Here is a 20,556-nt window from a genome sequence, read left to right on the forward strand (position 1 = left end):
GAGCCTTAAATGAGCTCCCGCCGCTTAAACCAGCGTGCGCATAATTCCGGCCATACCCAAGCCTCCGGATGATCCTCCGCCAACCCCAGCCCGTGGGAACCGGATTGGAAGGAATGCAGCTCAAAAGGAACCTTGCAGCGGCTTAACGCCCCTGCGAACAACAGGGCATTCTCAACGGGAACAGACGGGTCGTCGGAGGTATGCCACAGGAAGGTAGGCGGCGTATCCGCCGTTACCTGAAGCTCATTGGAGAAAAGCCGGATATCCGCTTCCGACGGCTCCGGGCCAAGCAGGTTGGTGCGGGACCCGTCATGCCGGAATTCCCCCATGGAAATAACAGGATAACACAGCACCATAAAATCGGGGCGGCAGCTGAAGCGCTCCACCGGATCCTGTGCGGCGGCGTCGCCTGCATCATAATGGGTACCGGCAGTAGACGCCAGGTGCCCGCCAGCGGAAAACCCGAGAATCCCCAAACGTCCGGAATCGATTCCCCACTCCTCCGCCCGGGAGCGGACATAACGCAACGCCCGCTGGGCATCGGAAAGCGGTGCGGGATGCTGGTACGGCGCAACCCGGTAGCTCAGTACAAAAGCATGAAATCCCAGGGAATTGAGCCATTGGGCAATAGGCTCCCCCTCATGATACGCCCTCATGCCGTAGCCGCCGCCCGGCAGCACAACCACGGCAGGGACATTGGCCCCCGCCCCCTCCAGCAGATACGGTGTAAGCGCCGGACGGTCCTCCAATTCCTCGCCTTTGCTGTATGGCGCCCCTTCCGGCCATAACTCGATACGTTCCATTGAAATATCCCCCATTCAAAGGTTGTCAGACATGTTGGCTATCCATTTTGTACACATTGCAACTCCCATTATACCGCCAACGGCAGGCTTGGAATATATGGATTTTCCGCAGAGCCATTTCCATTGCTCCGGCTTCTCCCCACTCCCACTGCCCTATTCCCCCACCGCCCTCTCTCTAGTCCCTCCTTTTTCTCTCCAGCAGCTGCCAAAGGTCTACTCCACAGGTTGAGCTGTACTCCTTACGGAGCTAAGCGACCCTTATACCGGATTTTGGTGCTCATTGCCACGCTAACGGAACTCAGATACCCTTACCCGCCACCCAGCCCCATTTCTACCCCGCTTCCCCCGTCTAAGGTGCTCTCAGTTCCGTAACAAACCAATTCCCCGCTTTTTGAGCCTCTAAGAGCTGGTGAGTTCCGTTACAGCTGCCACAGACTTCTAACTAGCCGTTCACGCTGCGGTTCCCGCCGCATCAAGGAACGATGACATGTCGAAGAAGGCCCATCAAACCGACTCTGCCGGTATCGAGGCTTCCATAACCTATCCGGCCTATGGCTCGGACCATGTTATTTCAGGGTAGCAAAAAGAGCAGAACCCCACCCTACGGGCGGAACTCTGCTCTGTCCCCGTGAACATGCTGCCAACCCACACGTTGTTCTTTACCTGGCTCCAAGCACACCTCTTGCCTTCTCCTCCATCCGGTTCAACCAGGAGGTGTTCGGCTCGATGACCAGATGGGTCCATTTTTTGACGAAGGGCTGGGCCAGAAGAATCGTTGCTCCGATGGTGCAAACCAGAAGGGCCGCGATTTCCAGCGGATGATCAATATGCGCATAGATCCCGGAATACACGGTAAGGCGGACTAGAAACCCATGGAGCAAAAACACATATAAGGTCCGGGTGCCCCAGTCGGTCATGATGGATTTGCCGTGGGGAACAAAGGCCAGCAGCCCGACGGATGCAACCAACTGAAGTCCGTACAGCACCAGCCGGTAGAGACCTGCGTACCATTCGCCGTGGCCCATCTGGGTGTAATTCAGGGCACCCACCAGCCAGCGGGGTTGAAGCTCCATGGCATTGGCGGCGAAGTAGATAAACAGGCCAACCGACAGAGCGGCGGCGATCACCCGTCGGTAGCCGGACAGAAATGCGCGGAAGCGGGTATAATCGAAATAATAACCGATGACGAAAAAGGGCAGGAATACTAATGCCCGGGTGATGCTCAGTACCCCGCCGTCAAATCCGCCGTAGCCGATGAGAACGGCAATGCCTACCGCAGCAAGCACCGGATGCTTCAGCTTGAGGAAGGTGAACAGCAGCATCATAAGCCGCCAGATGATATGTCCCATTAGAAACCAGCACAGCAGGTAAGGCATAAAGAAGGAATGTTTGATGCCAGGCACCTGGAACGCCAGGATATCCAGCACGGAGTATAACGTTTGGAAGATAAAATATTGGAGTGCAATGGTTTGCAGCACCTTTTTCCCCGGCTGTCCGGTCAGGGAATAACGGGCAAAATATCCGGTAACAAACACAAACAGGGGCATATGGAAGGAAAAAATCCAAAGAAACAGCGCCCGCATTTCTTCGTTCCGGCCAATCAGGGGTTCAATGATATTGCCCACAAACACACTGACAATCAATAAAAAGCGGGTATTGATCAAAAACGTATCTCCCGATAAGCCTGCTTTATTTTCTCCCATTTCTGCCGTTCACTCCATCCGCCGCAGTAGGTGCCGCTATATATGTTTTCTCCCCTACAATATAGCAATCCCCTATTCCCGCGGTCGATAAGCAGCCGCCTCTTGTCAAAAAGAGTTCACATCATTTTGACCAAAATAAAACATTTTTCACCTAAAAATGGTTCTTATAAAGAATATGCATGAAGCCTTATTCACAAAATGGAAGAAACCTTACGGCGATCCCGTCGTATATAGGGTAAGAAGTTATAAGAAGAGGCATCCGAGAAGAGGAGGAATTATAGATGTTGATTTCAACAACAGAAAATCTTGCAGGACATGAGGTTACAGAGGTGCTGGGCACCTCCTTCGGTGTAGTAGTGCGGGCCAGAGGGCTGGGCGGGGATATTATGGCATCGCTTAAAGGACTGGTGGGCGGTGAAGTCAAGCAATATACCCAAATGATCGAGGATGCAAGACGCCAGGCCATTGACCGGATGGTACAGAATGCGGCGGCAATGGGTGCCAATGCCATTGTGATGATGCGCTTTGACAGCGGCGATATCGGCAATAACATGAGTGAAATTGTGGCATACGGCACTGCGGTCCGGGTTATAAGGCAATGAGCGGCGCGGAGTCTTCCGGCTTTGATTTTGCCGCTGTATTCGCCTTCCTCTATTTACTTTTGTGGATCGTAATTCCGATCGTTATCCTTGTGCTAGGCTGGCTGGTGTACGACAAACGCTACAAGTCCAAAACACCCGGCCGGGAAAACCAGCCGCAGAACGGCTTTCTCCCCACTCCCGAGGTTTTCATCGACCCCAAGGACGGGCTCCGCTACCGGGTATATTACAACCCGTACACCGGCGAACGGGACTACATCCGGGAATAGAACGGGCCACTGACTTACACTTCCTGATGTGGTAAAATGGAAATGTTCGGATTTTAGCACATTTTCGGGAGGTTGCAGGTTCATGGAATTTGGTTTGTTAGCGCACTGTGTGGGGCAGCAGCCCCTTGATACCCTGCCGCGGCTTGTGGCAGAGCATGGTTTTAAATATGTTCAGCTGGCTCTGGCCAAGGCCCTGTCCGGTGTGGATACCGGGCTGGGCAAGCTGAGCCCCGGGCTGGCCAATGCGGTAGCGGAGGAATTTGACAAGTACGGGGTCAAAATCCCGGTGCTGGGCTGTTACATCGACATGGTGAATCCCAATGAAGAAGCCCGCCGCTACGGCATCGACCGGTTCAAGGAGCATATCCGCATGGCCCGTCATTTCGGTGCCGCCTTCGTGGATACGGAAACCGGGCATGTATCGGAGAAATATCCGTCGGAAGCTGCATGGGAGCTGACCCGCCGCACGGTAGAGGAGCTTCTGGAGGAAGCCGAGAAGTGGGGCGTGATTGTCGCTGTCGAGCCTGCCAACGGCCATATTATCGGCACGGCACGGGACTGGAGAAGGCTGCACGATGAGGTGAAATCCTCCCATCTGGCTGCGGTTATCGATCCCTGCAATATCCTGCGGGACAAGGAATTCCCCCACGACCAGGATGAGGGGATCCGTGAAGCGTTCCGCCTGATGGGCGACCACATTGTGCTTGCCCATTGCAAGGACTTGTATGTGGATGCGGACGGCAAGGTGAAGGAAACCTTCGCCGGCAACGGCACGCTGAATTACCCGCTGTTTGTGGAGCTGCTGAAGCAGCATAAGCCCCATGTTCACATGACATTCGAAAGTGTCGCCCCCCACGAGATGGCCGAGGCGCTCCGCTTTATGAAGAGCCACTTCGCCTAACATGGCGTCTGCGTGCCAGCAATGGAAAAAGGCCAGCCCCGGATAACGGAGCTGGCCTTTTTTTGGTGTGGGTTCCCTGGTTGGTTCTTTGTTTACTGCTGCTGTTCCAAAACCTGCATAAACCGGTAGATCAGCGTGGCCGCTTCTCCCCGCAGGGTTTCACTATCCGGAACAAAATAGTCAGCGCTTCTCCCTTGAATCAATTGGAGGAGCTTGGCGGCATACACATCGTGATGCGCCCACCCGCCGATTTGCTCCGAATCCTTAAATTGCTCCGCTTGGCGGATCTGCTCCGCTGTCGGCTCCTGATGCTCTGTCGTGCGGTAGGCCCGCATAACCATGGCCGTCATCTCTTCCCGGGTAACCACCCGGCCCGGCTCAAACTCGGTTTCGCTGACGCCCTTGACAATCCCGGCCTGTCTGGCTGCCGCAATGTACGGGGCAAACCAATCCCCGTCCTTCACATCCGTGAAGTCGGCTGTAACAGCGGCTGCCGGAAGGTTCATCACCTTGGTGATAATCGTGGCGAACTCCGCTCTGGTAATACCCATGTTCGGGTTGAAATTGCCCGCGGCATCCCCATCCAGAATCTGCCGCGCAGCCAACAGCTCCACAACCTGCTTGGACCAATGCCCCTTCAGGTCCGGAAAGCTTTTGCTCAGCTCCATCACGGCCACCTTGCCGGGTTTGCTCATATTCACGGTCACGAAGCTGCCGGACTTGTCCACGGTACCGCCTAGATACACCCATTTCCTGGCGCCTTCGTCATAGACGAACACACCAAGGTGATCCTCATTAACGGCTTTGGTTTTGTCATAAGAAACGCGGATCTGGCCGCTTTTGCCTGCCGCATCCCCCGTAAAGGATATTTCATACACACCGCTTAGCCGCTTCATTTCCTTGTCCGCAGGTTCTTCCGCCGGGGAAGCGGAGGCCTTGACTTGGATGTAATCCTGGCCCTCCAGAACCGTAATCTCCTTAGCCGGCTCCGGGGTTTTCGGAGTTTCGCCGGCTGTCTTCTCCGGCTGGGTGGAATCATCATCGGAGGTATACACCTGAACAGTCCGCTTCTTCACAGCTTTATTGCCAGCCAGGTCAGAGACTGTATAGGTCACGGTGTAGATGCCTGCCTTTGCGGTATTGACCTCACCCGTAATGATAATCTTGCCTGTAATGTCCCCTTCCAGATTGTCCGACGCGGTTGCCCCATACTCCGTATAGCGGCCGTTAAGGGGAATATTGATGGTTTGTTTACCGGTTATGACAAGCTCCGGTACGATGGTATCCCGGTTAAGCTCCCCGTAAATCCGGTTGACGATGGAGTTGAATGCCTGCTCCATATCCCGGTAATCCACATAACGGTCATCCGGCCGTGCGGTTCTTCCATCCAGAAGATCCCGGGCGGTATCATTTTTGTATTCCGCATTAAAGGAATTATATGTGCCGTATTCCCCCAGATCCAGATCCTCGTCCTCCAGAATGGTCAGAACCTCACGGAGGGTAATACCAGGCTCATTGATCAGCTTGGTGAGCTCCTCGCGCTTCTGCTCCACCGTCAGCTCCATTACCGAATAGATGCTCAGGTGATTGGTGAGGATCTCAACCGTACCCAGGCCCTTCAGATATTTACTCCGCACGTACTCCCACTTGCCGGTGCCCGGGTTGAAGTAGAAGGACATCAGGGCCTTGTCACCCTTTATTGCCCCCACTGCAATTCTCAGGGCAATATCCTGCTGGGAGGTAAAGTTTGTAATCTCCTCATCACGGATCAGATTTCCCTGATCATCCTCTTCAATCACTCTCATTTTGAAGTCAAATACCCTGTTTTCATAAATCCGCATGGATTCATGAATGCTGCTGACCGCCTCCACCATCTCATGATTGGCCGGATCGGCAGTATTCACCTGCTCGGCAACCAGCTGCAGTCTGGCATTGGCCCCCAAACCGGCTGTATCCACCGCATCAACGGGGATCAGGATAGACGTGTTTTGGGTTTCGAATTGGATATTGACGCCCGCTTTTTTGGCATGCTCCAGCTGCTTTTTGCTGATGCTCACCTTGATCGGATTGGCCGTGGTCACCTCATCCTCCACGATAATGCGCACGGAGGGTTCTCCGGTTTCCTTGGCGCCCTCTACAGCATCCTCCCATACGGAATCCGTTACCTTCTCATCATCCTCGGCTACAATGGTGGCATCCTTGGACACTTGCTTTTCCACTACGCGGATGGTTCTTTCCACCATTCCCTCATTGCCTGATTGGTCAACTGCCTTATAGGTAAGGGTATACAGGCCTGCCTTCTTGGTATTGAAGTACCCTTGAATCACAACCTGGCCGGTCAGGTCCCCGTCGGTATCATCCAGGGCCGTAAAGCCTTTTTCCACATAAAGAGCGCCTAATTCCAGAACAACCTCAGCATCACCCTTCAGCGTGATAACGGGTGCCGTAATATCGGCCATCACCCGGATGACGAACACCTTGGTTTCTACTGCAGAACCCTTCCGAACCGTGGCGGTCAGCGTAACGGCCGTGTTCTCCAGAGGCGGATGCACCAGAATTCCGTCTTCGCCGATCATGTCCTTATTGCTGCTCTCCCAGGTCACCGACACTCCTTCCTCCAGCTCCGCCGGAAGGAATACATCCTTGGTCACCCGATCCTTGTGATTGCCCTTCTGATAAACAATCTCCAGCGTATCCAGGCTGTTCTTCACCGTTTCCACATCGTTATCAATGGTGAAGCTCACCGTTGAGGTGTTGCCGTAGGCATCCTCAGCCACCAGGGTGTAGCTTCCATTCTTTGCAACGGTGCTTCCGCTGGCAAATGGCATCCCGTTCAGTAAAGCCTTCCCGTCACTGATGGTAATGCTTCTGTATTCCTTGTAAATCCCGCCTTCCTCCACACCCTGAATGAGAGGCGGTGTTCTGTCCACAATCACCTTCTTCTCACTTGCGGGGGAAATATTGCCTGCGCGGTCAATGATATACACCCTGTATTCGCCATCCTGGGGCGGCGCCTGGATCGTATCCGCATTTCCCGCTGTTTTGTGCATGGTATCCCCTTCAGTAAACACCTCTGTACCCGGCGGTGCCAGCCAAATGGTGTCTGTAGGATCGCCTGTACCGCGGATATTCACGGTGTGCCCGTCCATCCCGGCAATGATTTTATCCTCCGCCAGAATATCGTTTTGAGTGTCCGGGGCGGATTTGTCCAGATGTACAATTTTGGTAACCGTCGTTTCATTTCCGGAACGGTCAATCACCTTCACACTGATTTCATAAACGCCTTCCACATCAATCACAAAAGGCTCGGTATACGGTACAAAACCCTCCATACCGGTGAAGGTGTAATACACTTGTGCATAGGTTGCCTCGGTTACCGATCCGTTGTCTGTTTCCTTCCGGATGGACACGGTATAATCTCCGTTGCTGTATTCCTTGTCCGGATGAAGGAGCAGGGTGGGGAACACATGAAGCTCTCGGTTGATGGCTACAGTTTGGTGGGCCGCCGGGCTTTCATTGCCGGCGAGGTCGAAGCTTTTGGCCTCCAAGGTCACGGTTCCGGTTCTGGACACGGTGACCGGCCCTGTATAAACCACCCATTCACCGATCTCGTCTCCATACACCTGGCGGGTTACCGTGTAGGCAATCCCGGATCCCGCATCCGAACCGGGCGTTACGGTGAAGATAAAATCCTGGTTGTAAAAATCGCGATCCGGCATCCTGGTGATAACCGGCTCTTCAGGCGCTTGTTTATCGATATTGGTTATTTCGATGGTGTTGATGCTTTCATTGCCGGCTGCGTCCTTGGCATATACCGTGTATATTCCATTCTCCTGGACCGTGAAGAACCCTTCAAAGGAATTTCCCTGGGTTTGGAAAGCGGCCGCAGTTACTTCCCCGTACGCATATTTGGTCACGGAGATACCGGTGCCTGTTCCGTCATGGATGGAGGCCGCAACTGTCACATTCCCGTTGGTCCAGTCTACGGTGCTTGCTGTCAATGCCGCAATCGAGGGAGGAGTTGTATCCAGCAGCAGGGTCTCTCCTTGTGGAGCAGAAGAGTTACCGGCTCCGTCTACAGAACGGAGATGCACGGTGATGCTGCCATCCTGAAATCCGCTCAGATTCAGCTTATCAGAACCAAGTGACCATTTGCCGTCGGCATCCGCGCTCACCTGCTTCACGATTTTATTCCCGGCGCTGTCCTCCAGCGCAATCTCCACAACAGCAAGCTGCTCGGCGCTGCCCGACAGGCCAACGGCTGTTTTCTCCAGGCCGTTAATCATGCCGTCTTTGCCAACCGGCTTGTCCAAGGTGGGGGTTAAGGGAGGTGTGGTATCCTTCTCTACAATATCTGTGGCCGGATTGCCTTGGTTACCCGAAGCATCCACCAAATATACGTGTAAGGTGACCATGCCGTCAGCCAATCCACTGGTGTTAATCCCCGTTACAAGCTGGTCGGCTGCCGTAATGGTTCCTGTTCCGGTGACCGGTGTTCCGCCTTTATTGCTGGTAAGCGTGTAGTGGAACACCGCTCCCAACTCAGCCCCGGAGAAACGGAAGGAAACCGCGGGCGCATACGTGCTGTTGATCACATTCTGATCGATCAGGGCTGTGTAGCCTGCCGGTGCCACAGTATCCTGCACAGTTATGATGCGGCTTATTGTAGCGGTGTTTCCCGCCGCATCGGTTACGCTGTAGGTCAGCGTGTACGTTCCCGGCACAGCCGTATTTACCGTTCCTGTAACCTGTATGTTCTGCGTGACATTGCCGTCCACAAGGTCCGCAGCCGACACACCCGCCAAGGGGTCAAAGCTGCTGCCTGCTTCAATGGTTGCGGCAGCTGCACCGCTAATGGACGGCGCTGTCCGGTCGGCTACCGTTACCTTACGGGTTACGGTAATAGTTCCCCCGTCCCCATCCGCTACGCTATAGGTGAGTGTGTATGTGCCCGGCACAGCCGTGTTTACATTGCCTGTTACCTGCAGGGTTGCCGTAATGTCAGCCCCCAAAGCGTCTGTCGCAGTTACTCCGGACAGCGCATCGAAGGTTCCGCCCGCTTCTATCGTTGTATCTGCAGCACCGTTAATGGCGGTAGCGGCAATATAGAAGGTGAGCTCCTTCAGCGTGGAGGTTACACCCGTATCATCCATCAGGTACACCTTCAGGGTGTGCGCTCCGGGAGTTAAGCCGTGGGGGATGGTGTAGGTATATTGGAAGTCCTTGTTTTCCCCCTTAAGCACAATCACCGTTCCCAGCACTTGACTAAGATCATCACGGTCATCCACAATGGCGACAATATCCATCTCGGTTCCTACATCATCATTGTTTCCGGCTTTGCCGCCGATAATGACTTCATCTCCGGACTTGAAGGTTTCCCCATCAACCTCGGGGGAAAAGGTGGGGTCCGACAGAATCGGCGCTTCGTTTTTGGGTCCTACGCCGATAATGGTCGAGATAGAACGGGACTTCCCGGCGTCTACGGAAACCGGGTCATACCAGGCCGCTGCCGCCGTATCCTTGGATGTAACAATTTCTCCGATCTTCGATTCATGCTCAGCCCAGGACATGCGAGGATTATCGTCCCAGCTTAGAGTTATATCGTTCCACATGCCTACCCACAGGGCATCCGCCTTGGTTACATGCATCGTATCCTTAAAGAAGGCGGAAACCTGAAAGCCTTGATCGAAATTTCGCCATCCGTTGGGAACCAATTCAAAGGGAGAACCGTCATTCTTGTCAATTTTGGTATCCCAATAAATGAAAGTGCCCATATTTTGAGGAGTGTTCTTCAGGTTTTCCATCTTCATTTCAACCTTCATGTACCCTCCCTCCAGCGTCGCATTGACAATGGAGAGCATCAAGGTGTACCGGGCTACTCCGGGATCGACTCTTGACATGCGGATGACATTATTGCTGACTGCAAACTCTTCAATTTCAAGGTTGTACCAGCTTCGTTTTCCATGGTCATCCTGCACATCAATATTGGAGGTAGAGCTAGTTTCGCCATTATAAAATGCCAATTTGGGTCCGCTTGGCGTATTGAGCATGACCGCATATCTGCCGTCCTCATCCATGGTCACGGTAATTTTGGTGGACTTGATCTGCTTCTTGGCAGTTGTATCCGCCGTTACACTCACCGTATCCAGGATGACTGCGTGCGCCGGTTTGGCCCACCCTCCCATCACCGCAAATAGGACCATTAGCCCTAAAAGACTAATGATTGCTCCTCTGGTGTAGCTTCTGTTCATCCGCTTCTCCCCTTGCTTTCGTTTTTCTTCCCTCAGAGCTCACAGCACCTAAACTAAAATAATTATAAAACAGACTGATCTCTCTATGTTATAGCATCAAAAATAGCGCCAGTCTAACAAATTTAGATCAATTTCGATTCAAATTTAGGAAAAATTTGTCGAATATAGTCGGAACTGCGGAATACAATCAAGTAGAGGAGGCATCCTAGCTCACGTTGGGGGCTCCCACCTAGAGATAACGCCCATGCTGGGCGTACGCGCAAAAAAAACGGCCTGCCGCGCAAGCCGTTTTTTGCGTTTCTATTTTTTTGTTTTGCTTGGTTAGGCCTTCTGCACCGCAGTTTTGCTCTTCGCCAGCTTGTAATAGCCGTATACGTTCAGCAGCTCGCTTTCGTCAGCGAAGCGCAGCTTCAAGCTGCCCGCAGCGGCCTGGAGGTACGGCTTTAATGCCGCCGCGCCCCCTCCAATGACATAGAAGCATTGGATATCGGGAACCTTCTTCCAGCGTTTTTTGATCAGCTCCACCATACGGTTGGCCGCCCGGGTAAAGTACATATCCACAATGGGCTTGATATCCGTTTGCCCCTCCCCCATTCGCCGGATGGTGAATTCACGGGCTTTGATCCGCTGGGCCAGCTTGGAGCGGCTGGGGAACCGGTAGCCGTACTGGTCCTCCACCTCACGAATGATCATATCCATGTAGTGGGCCAAGCCGATTTGCTCTCCGGTGCTGAACTGGTTGTCGATATTCATCCGTTTGATCAAGGGAAAATCCGTGGTCAGGGCGCCGATTTCACAAACCCCGATAGTGCCGTGGTACAGCTCCTCATCACGGATTTGCAGGGAATCGTGAGTGGCCATGTGGAATACCGCTGCCGCACCCTCAATGGATACAATGGCCCGTCTTACGATAACCTTCACCTTGCGGTTGCGCAGCCGGGGAGTGGTGAGAAAGGTCACCTCATGCTCTCCCACCAGCCGTTCCTCGAAGCTTCTGTTATACCGGGAAAAAGCCCTCACCGGCAAACCTGTGCCCAGGACATATTCCACCTCGTCATACCCCTGGTAGCCGCTCTGGCTGGCAGAGCCTGTAGCAACACCGGCATAAGCAAGTGCGGTCAGCGCCACAATCAGGGACTGATCGGATAGAGCCTTGTTATCCATATCCTCCAGCTCCGTATTATCCTCATTCTCCATGGCCAAAAGGCCTACGAAAGAGCGCTCCCCGTTTTTTGCCAGCTTGGGGCTATGCACGATTACATCCAAGGCCTTTAACGGCTGATCCTCCTCCTGCAGAATATGGCGCTCAAAGCCGGGCGCCACTACGTTGGGAACCAGAAGAGGCTCTCCTCCCCCATCCAGCACAAGCTTGATGCTGTCATTCCCCAGATCCAGGCCAGCCACTTTCATTATGTATTCCCCCTGACAGGTCATTAAAATTCCCGGACCGTACCATGTAGTCCATTGGTTAGAATTTCTATTTTTTATGCCAAAATCCTCCGGGACTATGGAATCATTTTCTAATTATTATTCAAAATATGCAGGTTTTCGGCATTTTTTGACGAACTTCAACTCTTAAAAGTCTACATCACTTGCGGACCGGGCCTGCCCGGCGAGATGCCGGCGCAGCGGTTAAACTACCATCAGGAGAACGTTCATGAAAGCAAAACTGCAGCTGAAGCACTACACCGTCATGCTCATCCGCGATCCCCGCCAATCCGTGCTGCGGCTGCGTATCCCGGTTTTGGCCATGGTTGCCGTCCCTCTGCTGTTTGGAGCCGTATGCTCTTGGGCCTATTTGTCCACCTACCATGCCTTCTCCGCCAAACGGACCAGCCATGAGCTGCAAACGGTGCTGAACGAACAAACCCGGATCTATGAGAGCAATGTGTCGGGACGGGATACAACCATCGACCATCTTCAAGAGGAGCTGCTGCGGCTGTCCCAGCAAGCCGGGGAGCTGGACCAGAGGATGGAGGAAATCCGCAAGCTGGAGGAGGAAATGCAGCGGTTGGTCGGACTGGGCGGCGGTTCAGGAGGGCAGGCCGGAGTCCTGCCGAAGGACGAAGATTCCGCGGGTATAGGCGGCTCCAGCAGAGCCGTAACCGACCAGGACACAGATGAGCTCATCGCCCAAACCACCGAGCATTACAATACCATTTTCGACTCCATGGAATCCTTGTACACCCAGTTAAGCGAGACCAAAATCCGGGTAGTGGAGCAGCAGCTCCGTCTGGCCCACATACCCAGCATCTGGCCGGTGGAATCCCGGACCATCACCTCCCCCTTCGGCATGCGTCGGGACCCCTTTACCTTCTCCATGGTCTATCACAGCGGTCTGGACATTGGAGCCAAAACAGGTACTCCGGTCCACGCAACGGCAGACGGAAAGGTAAGCAGCACGGGCAATGATTCCTATCATGGCAACAACATTGTGATCGACCACGGTAACGGCCTCAAAACGTGGTTCATGCATTTGAGCAAAATCGGAGTGGAGAAGGGGGAAGAAATAACGAAGGGTCAGGAAATCGGGCTTGTGGGCTCCACGGGAAGAAGCACAGGTCCCCACCTCCATTACGAGGTGCTGAAGGATAATAAAAGCGTTGATCCCAACACCTATCTAAAGGGTACGCGAAAGGAAGAATAACCATGTTCAGCAAAAAGAAAACGGCAGGTACCAACCCCGACGCCATGGATACGGTCATAGGAGAGGGGAGTGTGTTCGAAGGGAAGATCCGCTCCCAGGCAGGGGTGCGGATTGAAGGCACCATCCACGGGGATGTGGAAAGTGCAGGAGATGTGGTCATCGGTGAAAAGGGGATTGTGAAGTCCAACATTCATGCGCGGAATGTGGTGATTGCCGGGGCAGTCCACGGCAATGTGACCGCCAAGGAGAGCTTGACCATTCTGACCAGCGGGCAGTTGAACGGAAACTCCAGCGCCTCCCGTCTGGTGGTCAACGAAGGAGCCGTCTTTAACGGCGGCAGCCGTATGGAGAGCAAGGCGCCGGAAGGTCTGGAGCTCCCCTCCGTGCCGCAGGAAAAGGCGCCCCCGTCCATGATGGGCAGCGCCTTCGGCGATTCAATCGCCATGTAAAGGGCCCCCAAAAGTACCCGGACTGCGCTTCAGAGCTTCGCTTCACTTTTGGGATTTTGGTTTCCGGGGGCACCCCCAAAAGTACCCGGACTACGCTTCAGAGCTTCGCTTCACTTTTGGGGGTACTCTTCAGGAATTGGGTCCGGTACAGTCTGGCGTAGAGACCGTTTTGGGCCAGCAGCTCCTCATGGGTGCCCTGCTCGGCCAGTCTGCCTTCCTCCAGCACCAGGATCCGGTCAGCTGCCAGAATGGTGGACAACCGGTGGGCAATCACCAGCGTAGTGCGTCCCAGCATCAGCCGCTCCAACGCCGCCTGGACATAGGCCTCCGATTCCGAATCCAGATGGGAGGTGGCCTCGTCCAGCACCAGAATCCGCGGATTGCGGAGGATGGCCCGGGCAATCGCCAGCCGCTGGCGTTCGCCGCCGGACAGCCGGTGTCCCCGTTCGCCGACCATAGTGTCGTAGCCTTCGGGTAACCCGGCGATCATGTCATGAATGTAGGCATCTCGGCAGGCCTGCTCCAATTCCGCGTCCGTGGCATCCAGCCGGGCAAACTGCAAATTCTCCCGGATGGTGGCGTGGAACAGGAAGGAATCCTGAGTGACGAAGGCCAGGCCTTTGCGCAAAGAGCTTTGGGTAATCATCCTCAGAGCCTTACCGTCCACCTCTACTACCCCTTCGGTTGGATCATGCAGCCGGGCCAACAGGCCAATCAGGGTGGTTTTGCCCGCGCCGCTGGGGCCGACAATGGCTACCAGCTCTCCCGGCTCCGCCTGGAAGCTGATGCTGCGAAGAGCATGTTTCCCCTGAGAAGACCCGCCATAGCGGAAGGACACATTCCGGTATTCCACACGCCCCGCTATATTATAGAGCTCCTGCGCCTCCGGCGCATCCTTGATGTCCGGCTCCATATCCATGTACTCAAACAGCCTGACGAATATTCCCATGGCCGTGGCCGCCTCTACATGAAGGTTCAACAAGGTCGTCACAGGCCCGTAAAGCCGCCCCGCATAAAATACAAACGCGACAATGCCGCCCACCGTTAAGCTGTTATTCATAACGGAAACCCCGCCGTACCAGAAAATCACGGCCGTTCCCAATGGTGCCAGCAGCCCAACTGCCATGGAGTACCAGCGACCCACCAGATTGACCCTCAGCTCCAGCCCCATGACTTTTTCATTGAAGGTGCCGAACCGCTGCTCCTGGTATCCCTCTCTCCCGAACAACCGGGTGAGCATTGCTCCGGAAATACCGAACAGATCCCCCAGCATGGCGGACATCTCTCCGCGGGCCCGCTGGGTTTCCACCCGCAGCCGCTTCCGGGTAGCCGATACCCGGCGTACGGGCCAGATGAACAAGGGCAGAATAACAAGGGCAATCAAAGCAAGCTGCCAATTTAGCCGGATCAAAATAACCGCTGTGGTGATGGTAATTGCCGCTTGGGTAATGGCATTCACCACGGTCCCCGTTACGATTCCTTGTACCGCCTGGACATCTCCTGTCAGCCGCTGGATAATCTCTCCCGACCTGGAGTGCGTATAGAAGGCCATGGATTGCCGCTGCAAATTCCCGAACAGCTTATGCCGCAAGTCCCGCATGACGCTTTGGCCGACCTTGTTATTCAAGTGGTTCTGCCACACGCCCAAAAGTCCGGCTGCCACTGGCAGCAGCACCATCAGCAAAACCATCTCCAAAAGCAAGTCTTTATTCCCGTCGGGAATGGCATGGTCCACCACCTCCTTGACAAGCAAAGGCGGCACCAATCCGATCAAAGCCGATGCCAGCGCCAACAGCAGAATCAGCCCCAATAGACGGGTATATGGCTTGAACAGCTTAAAAGCTCTGGCAAAATCCATTTCGCTCCACTTGGCTTTGGGCGAATCCGGCCCCTTATGTATTCCTCCCGGCGGCATTCCCCCGCCGTACATCCCGCCCATCCGCATGATGACTCCTCCGGTCCATTCATCGTAAACACTCCCATGCTCTCCATTTTCCCACGCATGCGGGTCCGGTGCAACCATCTGCCGGTATACAGGCTCGCCCGCAGTGTTTTATGGGTGTCGTGTTCCTGATTGTACCGCCGCAGGGCTCCAAAGAGCCGCATATGCCCAATGGCTGAGCTCGAAATTTCATACACAAGTTGCCTCTCCGGGCCTAAATTATTCGATTATACTCGTAAATTCATACATAACTTCCTGAATTCGGCGCTGACACAGGAAATATAGTCGATATTTCATATACAATCGTTCGTTTTGCGGATTTTCCAGAGATTATACTCGAAATTTCATATCCAGCATCATCCATCAGGTTACCATACTTCTTATTCCCAGCCGAGCCTCCCTTGCAGCCGCCCCTGGAATCATGTATACTAGCAACTAATTCAAAAGCAGCATTAGCCGATGACGAGCTTCCAACTCCGAGGCGTATTCGCTAAGAAGAGCGGAGCTAGCTACCCTCTCTTCCAAGTTTACCGGCCCGCCCGTTACCGCGGAACCAAAGAGGATCGGAATTATCCGTCGAGGAAATTCCGGTCAAGTTGGGTGGCACCGCGAGTCCAAGCGCTCCTCGTCCCATACGGATGAGGGCGCTTTTTGCATTTTTCCGGGAAAAATGCCCGTTCGGGCACATTTTCTTACGGAGACATTCAGCGGACAGGAGCGGATACGGATGTTAGACATGAAATGGATTCGGCAGCACAGCAAGGCTGTACAGGAGGCGGCGGACCGCAAGGGGATCGCCTTTTCGGTGGAGGAGCTGCTTCAGGCGGATGAGAACAGGCGCCGGCTGCTCACCCAAACCGAGGAGGGGAGGCAGGCCCGCAACCGGCTTTCCCAGGAGGTGGGGCGCCATCTGCAGGAGGGACGACAGTCCGAGGCTGAAACAGCTAAGGCCCAAGTCAAGGAATGGAATTTGCGGTTGTCCTTTCTGGAGGAGCATTTGCAAAAGGCAGACACTGTGGTCCATGAGCTGCTGCTGCTAGCTCCGAACATCACGTCGCCGGATACGCCGGCCGGTGCTTCGGATGCGGACAATGTGGCAGTGCGCCATGTAGGCAGCCTGCCGGAGTGGGCGTTCGCGCCACGGGACCATATGGCCCTGGCGGAGCTTCACCGCTTGGCGGATGTTCCCCGCGGTGTCAAAACCGGAGGCGCCCGCAGCTATTATTTGACGGGAGCGGGCGTGGCGCTGCACCGGGCTGTCCAGCAGCTGGCCATGGATATGCTGGCAGAGCGGGGTTATCAGTGGATGGAGGTCCCCCTGTTAGTGCGGGGAGAAGCGCTGGTAAATACCGGGTTTTTTCCGTTGGGCCGGGATCAGGTTTACCGGGTGGAGGGTGCGGACAGCTACCTGGCAGGTACCTCGGAGGTGCCTTTGGTATCCTTTTATGCCGGAGAGATTGTGGATGTGGACCAACCTCTGCGCCTGGCGGCATCGTCCGTTTGTTTCCGCAGCGAGGTGGGTGCTGCCGGCCGGGATGTCCGTGGACTGTACCGGGTGCACCAGTTTTCCAAGGTGGAGCAGGTAGTGCTCTGCCGGAATGATCCCGAAGAGTCGGAGCGGCTGCTCCAGGAGATTACAGCAAACGCCGAAGAACTGCTCCGGCGTCTGGAGCTGCCCTACCGGGTAATGGCGGTTTGCGCCGGCGATATGTCCCAGAAAACCTATAAGCAATACGACATCGAAACCTGGATGCCCAGCCGGGAGGCCTACGGGGAAACCCACTCGTCGTCCAACCTGCACGACTTCCAGGCCAGACGCGCCAATATCCGCTACCGGGACAGCGAAGGCAAGCTGCGTTTTTGCCATACACTAAACAACACCATGGTGGCGACGCCGCGGATTCTCATCCCGTTATTGGAAAACCACCAGGAGGAGGACGGCTCGGTCCGGATCCCGGCCGCCCTGCAGCCGTATATGAACGGGTTGACCAAGCTGGAGCCTCCACAGGTGCTGTGATTGGAACGTCAAAAGTTAGCAGCGGTGTCAGCCACCAAAGGGGGGTACCCCGCCCGGTCACCGTACCGGGGGGTGACAGCCGTGGCCCTGCTCCTTCACACAATGGCTTTTTGAGGTCCGTCTACGCGCTTCACCGACAGCTGGGATTGCGTGTAACGGAACTCAGCGCCTCTTAGCCGGGCAAATTCGACTGTTTATCTTTTTAACGGAACTACGAAGCGCTTAGCGGCTGAATTGCGGTAAAACAGGAGCTCCGAAGGGCGCTAAGCGCTTCTGAGTTCCGTTACAATCCGGATTAGTCCCAAAGAACCTCGTAAGAGCTTCTGAGTTCCATTACAGTTCCAGTTAGCCCGAAGATGCACGTAAGCGCTTCTGAGTTCCGTTAGCGCAGGAGCGGCATAATGACGTAGTAGATGAAGAATTGCGATGAACAATTGCAATGAAAGATTTCGAAGAGCGTTATGCGCAATATAACGCCAAGAAGCCCGGCCAATTAGGCCGGGCTTCTTCACATTATGCGGCATACACACTTACCACCAGGCGTTATCACGCCTCCGCCGGGAAAATCTCCAGCGCCGCCTGGACCACCTGGCGGGCCATCGGCAGCACCCTTCCCAAGGGTGCTGTTTGCAGGGCGGTGTAGGGATGCGCCCTGTTCTCGCAGACAATGCCGCCGATGGAGTAATCCCCCACCGGCGGCAGTCCACGGCGGAGCGAAGCCCCGGGAACCAGGGGCCCCTCCCGCATCAGGAACAGACCCGTGCTGGCGGCGGTTCCCAAGCAGGCGTCCACCGCCACCAGCCTGCACCCCGGAGCGGCCAGCATAGCCTCCAGCTCCAAAATGCGCTCCCCCCAGGTATCCCCGTCGCAGGGGCGGTCCAGCGTCCCAACTACGCGCGCGTAGCCTGCCTCCTGCAGCAGCGTCCCTGTCAGCGGACCGAAGGCATCGCCGCTGGAACGGTCGGTGCCGATACACAGGAACACCAGCTGCTCCCGGCCCACACCCGACATACGGAGGCGCCGGAATAGCTCCGGCAGCTTGCTTCCGCCCGCCGTTTTGCGCCAGCCGCTTCCCGCACCTGGAGAAACTACCGGTCCCCCGGACCACTGTTGGGCCATCTGTCCAAAACCTCCATCTATCTTTCTCCCGCATTGTCCTCGGCCCAATCATAGAACAGCCCGTATTACAGCACGTCCTGAAATCTGCCTTTTTTGCCTCCAACTGCGCGTATCATGCCAAGGATGCCCCTGTCATGCGTGTCCACTTAGAACAACCCGTGAACGGTGCCGTCCTGGTCGATGTCCATCCGCAGAGCCGCCGGCACCTTAGGCAAACCCGGCATCCGCAGAATATCTCCCGTCATAGCTACAATAAAGCCTGCACCCAGGGAGGGCTTCAGCTCGCGGATAGTAATGGTAAAACCCTCCGGCCTGCCCACAAGAGCTGCCTGATCGGAGAGGGAATATTGGGTTTTGGCCATACAGAGGGGCAGCTTGTCCCAGCCGTTCTTCTTGAACTCCTCAATCTGTTTGCGGGCTTTATCCGAGAAGTTTACACCCTCCGCACCGTAGAAGGTCCGGGCAATGGCCTCCGCCTTGACCGGAATCTCATCATCTGCCCGGTATGCGGGAACAAACCCTTCCCCCGCCCCTTCGGCAGCTGCCACAACGGCCCGGGCCAGACCCTCGCCGCCGGCTCCGCCCTGCTCCCATACCCGGCACAGCTCCACCGCAAAGCCATGCTCCCGGCACAGCTTCTTCAACAGCTCCACTTCACCTTCGGTATCTGTGGGGAACTCATTCACCGCCACCACAAAAGGCAGGCGGACAGCTGCAATGGACTCCGCATGCTTCTGCAGGTTGGCAAACCCACGGGCCAATGCAGCCAAATCCTCGCGGGCAAGCACATCCTTGGCTGCGCCGCCGTGCAGCTTCAGCGCCCGGACCGTAGCAACGATTACTACCGCTGCGGGACTCAAGCTCCCTTTGCCGCATTTGATGTGCAGGAACTTCTCTGCACCCAGATCCGCGCCGAAGCCCGCTTCCGTCACGGCATACTCACCCAGCTTCAGCGCCATCCGGGTTGCCGTAAGGCTATTGCAGCCGTGGGCGATATTGGCGAAGGGGCCGCCGTGGACCAGCGCCGGGGTATTCTCCAGCGTCTGCACCAGATTGGGCTTCACCGCTTCCTTCAGCAGCACCGCCATGGCCCCTTGAGCCTGCAGATCACGCACATATACCGCTTGTCCTGTATAGGTGTAGCCGATGAGCATCCGGGAGAGGGCCTCCTTCAGCTCGCCCAGCCCTTCAGTCAGACAGAGAATCGCCATAATTTCGGAAGCGACGGTTATTTCGAAGCCGTCCTCCCGGGGCACACCCTCCGTTTTGCCGCCCATGCCGATCATAATATGGCGCAGCGCGCGGTCATTCATGTCCACCACACGCTTCCACACGATCCGGCGGGGGTCCAGCCCGAGGGAATTACCCTGCTGCAGATGGTTGTCGATCAGAGCCGCCAGCAGATTATGGGCCGAGGTAACGGCATGCATATCCCCGGTAAAATGCAGATTGATGTCCTCCATCGGCACCACCTGGGAATAACCCCCGCCTGCCGCTCCTCCCTTCAGCCCGAAGCAGGGGCCCAAGGACGGCTCCCGCACCGCAAGCACGGTTTTGCGCCCGATCCGGTTCAGCGCCTGGGCCAAGCCCACACTGACCGTTGTTTTGCCTTCGCCTGCTGCAGTGGGGTTAATAGAGGTCACCAGAATCAGCTTGCCCTCCGGCTTGTTCTCCAACCGGCGCAGAACGTTCAGGTCAATCTTGGCCTTGTAACGTCCATACCCCTCCCACTCTTCTTCGTGAAGCCCCAATTCCGCCGCAATGACGCCGATCCGCTCCATGCGGGCCTGCCGTGCGATCTCAATATCACTGACGATTGCTCCTGTTGCCATCATTTCACCTGGTCCTGTCCTTGA

13 protein-coding genes are annotated in these 20,556 nt (G+C 55.5%); 6 read left to right on the top strand and 7 right to left on the bottom strand.

Translation table 11 applies throughout. From position 1 onward, the window contains the following. Nucleotides 1–5 precede the first annotated feature (5 nt). The gene (locus ACI1P1_RS03650) at nucleotides 6–803 is read right to left on the bottom strand and encodes an alpha/beta hydrolase (protein ID WP_416215002.1); all 798 of its coding nucleotides are present in this window, start codon (nucleotides 801–803) and stop codon (nucleotides 6–8) included. Nucleotides 804–1,462: 659 nt separating this feature from the next. Further along, nucleotides 1,463–2,506: an acyltransferase family protein gene (locus tag ACI1P1_RS03655; protein WP_416215003.1), complete on the bottom strand. Its 1,044-nt coding sequence runs from the start codon at nucleotides 2,504–2,506 to the stop codon at nucleotides 1,463–1,465. 281 nt (nucleotides 2,507–2,787) lie between these two features. On the opposite strand from ACI1P1_RS03655, the gene ACI1P1_RS03660 reads away from it, so the two are divergent. The 3 genes from ACI1P1_RS03660 (at nucleotide 2,788) to ACI1P1_RS03670 (ending at nucleotide 4,275) form a co-directional block, all read left to right on the top strand. Then, nucleotides 2,788–3,108 carry a YbjQ family protein gene (locus tag ACI1P1_RS03660; protein ID WP_416215004.1) on the top strand — a complete coding sequence of 107 codons (321 nt, stop codon included), beginning with the start codon at nucleotides 2,788–2,790 and terminating at the stop codon, nucleotides 3,106–3,108. Beyond that, nucleotides 3,105–3,374: an HD family phosphohydrolase gene (locus ACI1P1_RS03665; RefSeq protein WP_416215005.1), complete on the top strand. Its 270-nt coding sequence runs from the start codon at nucleotides 3,105–3,107 to the stop codon at nucleotides 3,372–3,374. Before ACI1P1_RS03660 ends, ACI1P1_RS03665 begins: the two co-directional genes overlap by 4 nt. Before the next feature lie 82 nt (nucleotides 3,375–3,456). Next, nucleotides 3,457–4,275 (top strand): sugar phosphate isomerase/epimerase family protein, encoded by an 819-nt coding sequence (locus ACI1P1_RS03670; RefSeq protein WP_416215006.1) that lies wholly within the window; start codon nucleotides 3,457–3,459, stop codon nucleotides 4,273–4,275. Between the two features lie 92 nt (nucleotides 4,276–4,367). On the opposite strand, the gene ACI1P1_RS03675 is transcribed toward ACI1P1_RS03670, so the two are convergent. Together ACI1P1_RS03675 and ACI1P1_RS03680 are read right to left on the bottom strand one after the other, a co-directional pair. Further along, nucleotides 4,368–10,526, bottom strand: coding sequence for an immunoglobulin-like domain-containing protein (locus ACI1P1_RS03675; protein ID WP_416215007.1), 6,159 nt, complete (start codon nucleotides 10,524–10,526; stop codon nucleotides 4,368–4,370). 321 nt (nucleotides 10,527–10,847) lie between these two features. Beyond that, nucleotides 10,848–11,936, bottom strand: coding sequence for a ParM/StbA family protein (locus tag ACI1P1_RS03680; protein WP_416215008.1), 1,089 nt, complete (start codon nucleotides 11,934–11,936; stop codon nucleotides 10,848–10,850). Between the two features lie 247 nt (nucleotides 11,937–12,183). Here ACI1P1_RS03680 and ACI1P1_RS03685 point away from each other — a divergent pair, with 247 nt between their 5' ends. Together ACI1P1_RS03685 and ACI1P1_RS03690 are read left to right on the top strand one after the other, a co-directional pair. Continuing rightward, nucleotides 12,184–13,173, top strand: a complete 990-nt coding sequence (locus tag ACI1P1_RS03685) for a M23 family metallopeptidase (protein ID WP_416215009.1) — start codon at nucleotides 12,184–12,186, stop codon at nucleotides 13,171–13,173. Nucleotides 13,174–13,175: 2 nt separating this feature from the next. Next, a complete protein-coding gene (locus tag ACI1P1_RS03690) occupies nucleotides 13,176–13,622 on the top strand; it encodes a bactofilin family protein (RefSeq protein WP_416215010.1) in 447 nt (148 codons plus the stop codon). A gap of 97 nt (nucleotides 13,623–13,719) precedes the next feature. On the opposite strand, the gene ACI1P1_RS03695 is transcribed toward ACI1P1_RS03690, so the two are convergent. Beyond that, the gene (locus tag ACI1P1_RS03695; protein ID WP_416215011.1) at nucleotides 13,720–15,567 is read right to left on the bottom strand and encodes an ABC transporter ATP-binding protein; all 1,848 of its coding nucleotides are present in this window, start codon (nucleotides 15,565–15,567) and stop codon (nucleotides 13,720–13,722) included. Between the two features lie 724 nt (nucleotides 15,568–16,291). Here ACI1P1_RS03695 and serS point away from each other — a divergent pair. After that, the gene (serS, locus tag ACI1P1_RS03700) at nucleotides 16,292–17,581 is read left to right on the top strand and encodes a serine--tRNA ligase (protein WP_416215012.1); all 1,290 of its coding nucleotides are present in this window, start codon (nucleotides 16,292–16,294) and stop codon (nucleotides 17,579–17,581) included. Between the two features lie 546 nt (nucleotides 17,582–18,127). Here serS and yyaC read toward each other — a convergent pair. Together yyaC and ACI1P1_RS03710 are read right to left on the bottom strand one after the other, a co-directional pair. Continuing rightward, nucleotides 18,128–18,700 carry a spore protease YyaC gene (yyaC, locus tag ACI1P1_RS03705; protein WP_416215013.1) on the bottom strand — a complete coding sequence of 191 codons (573 nt, stop codon included), beginning with the start codon at nucleotides 18,698–18,700 and terminating at the stop codon, nucleotides 18,128–18,130. 146 nt (nucleotides 18,701–18,846) lie between these two features. Further along, entirely contained in the window at nucleotides 18,847–20,535 is a 1,689-nt protein-coding gene (locus ACI1P1_RS03710) for a formate--tetrahydrofolate ligase (protein ID WP_416215014.1), read from the bottom strand. Nucleotides 20,536–20,556: the final 21 nt, after the last annotated feature.

Source organism: Paenibacillus mesotrionivorans (assembly GCF_046098205.1).
Lineage (GTDB): Bacteria > Bacillota > Bacilli > Paenibacillales > NBRC-103111 > Paenibacillus_AR > Paenibacillus_AR mesotrionivorans.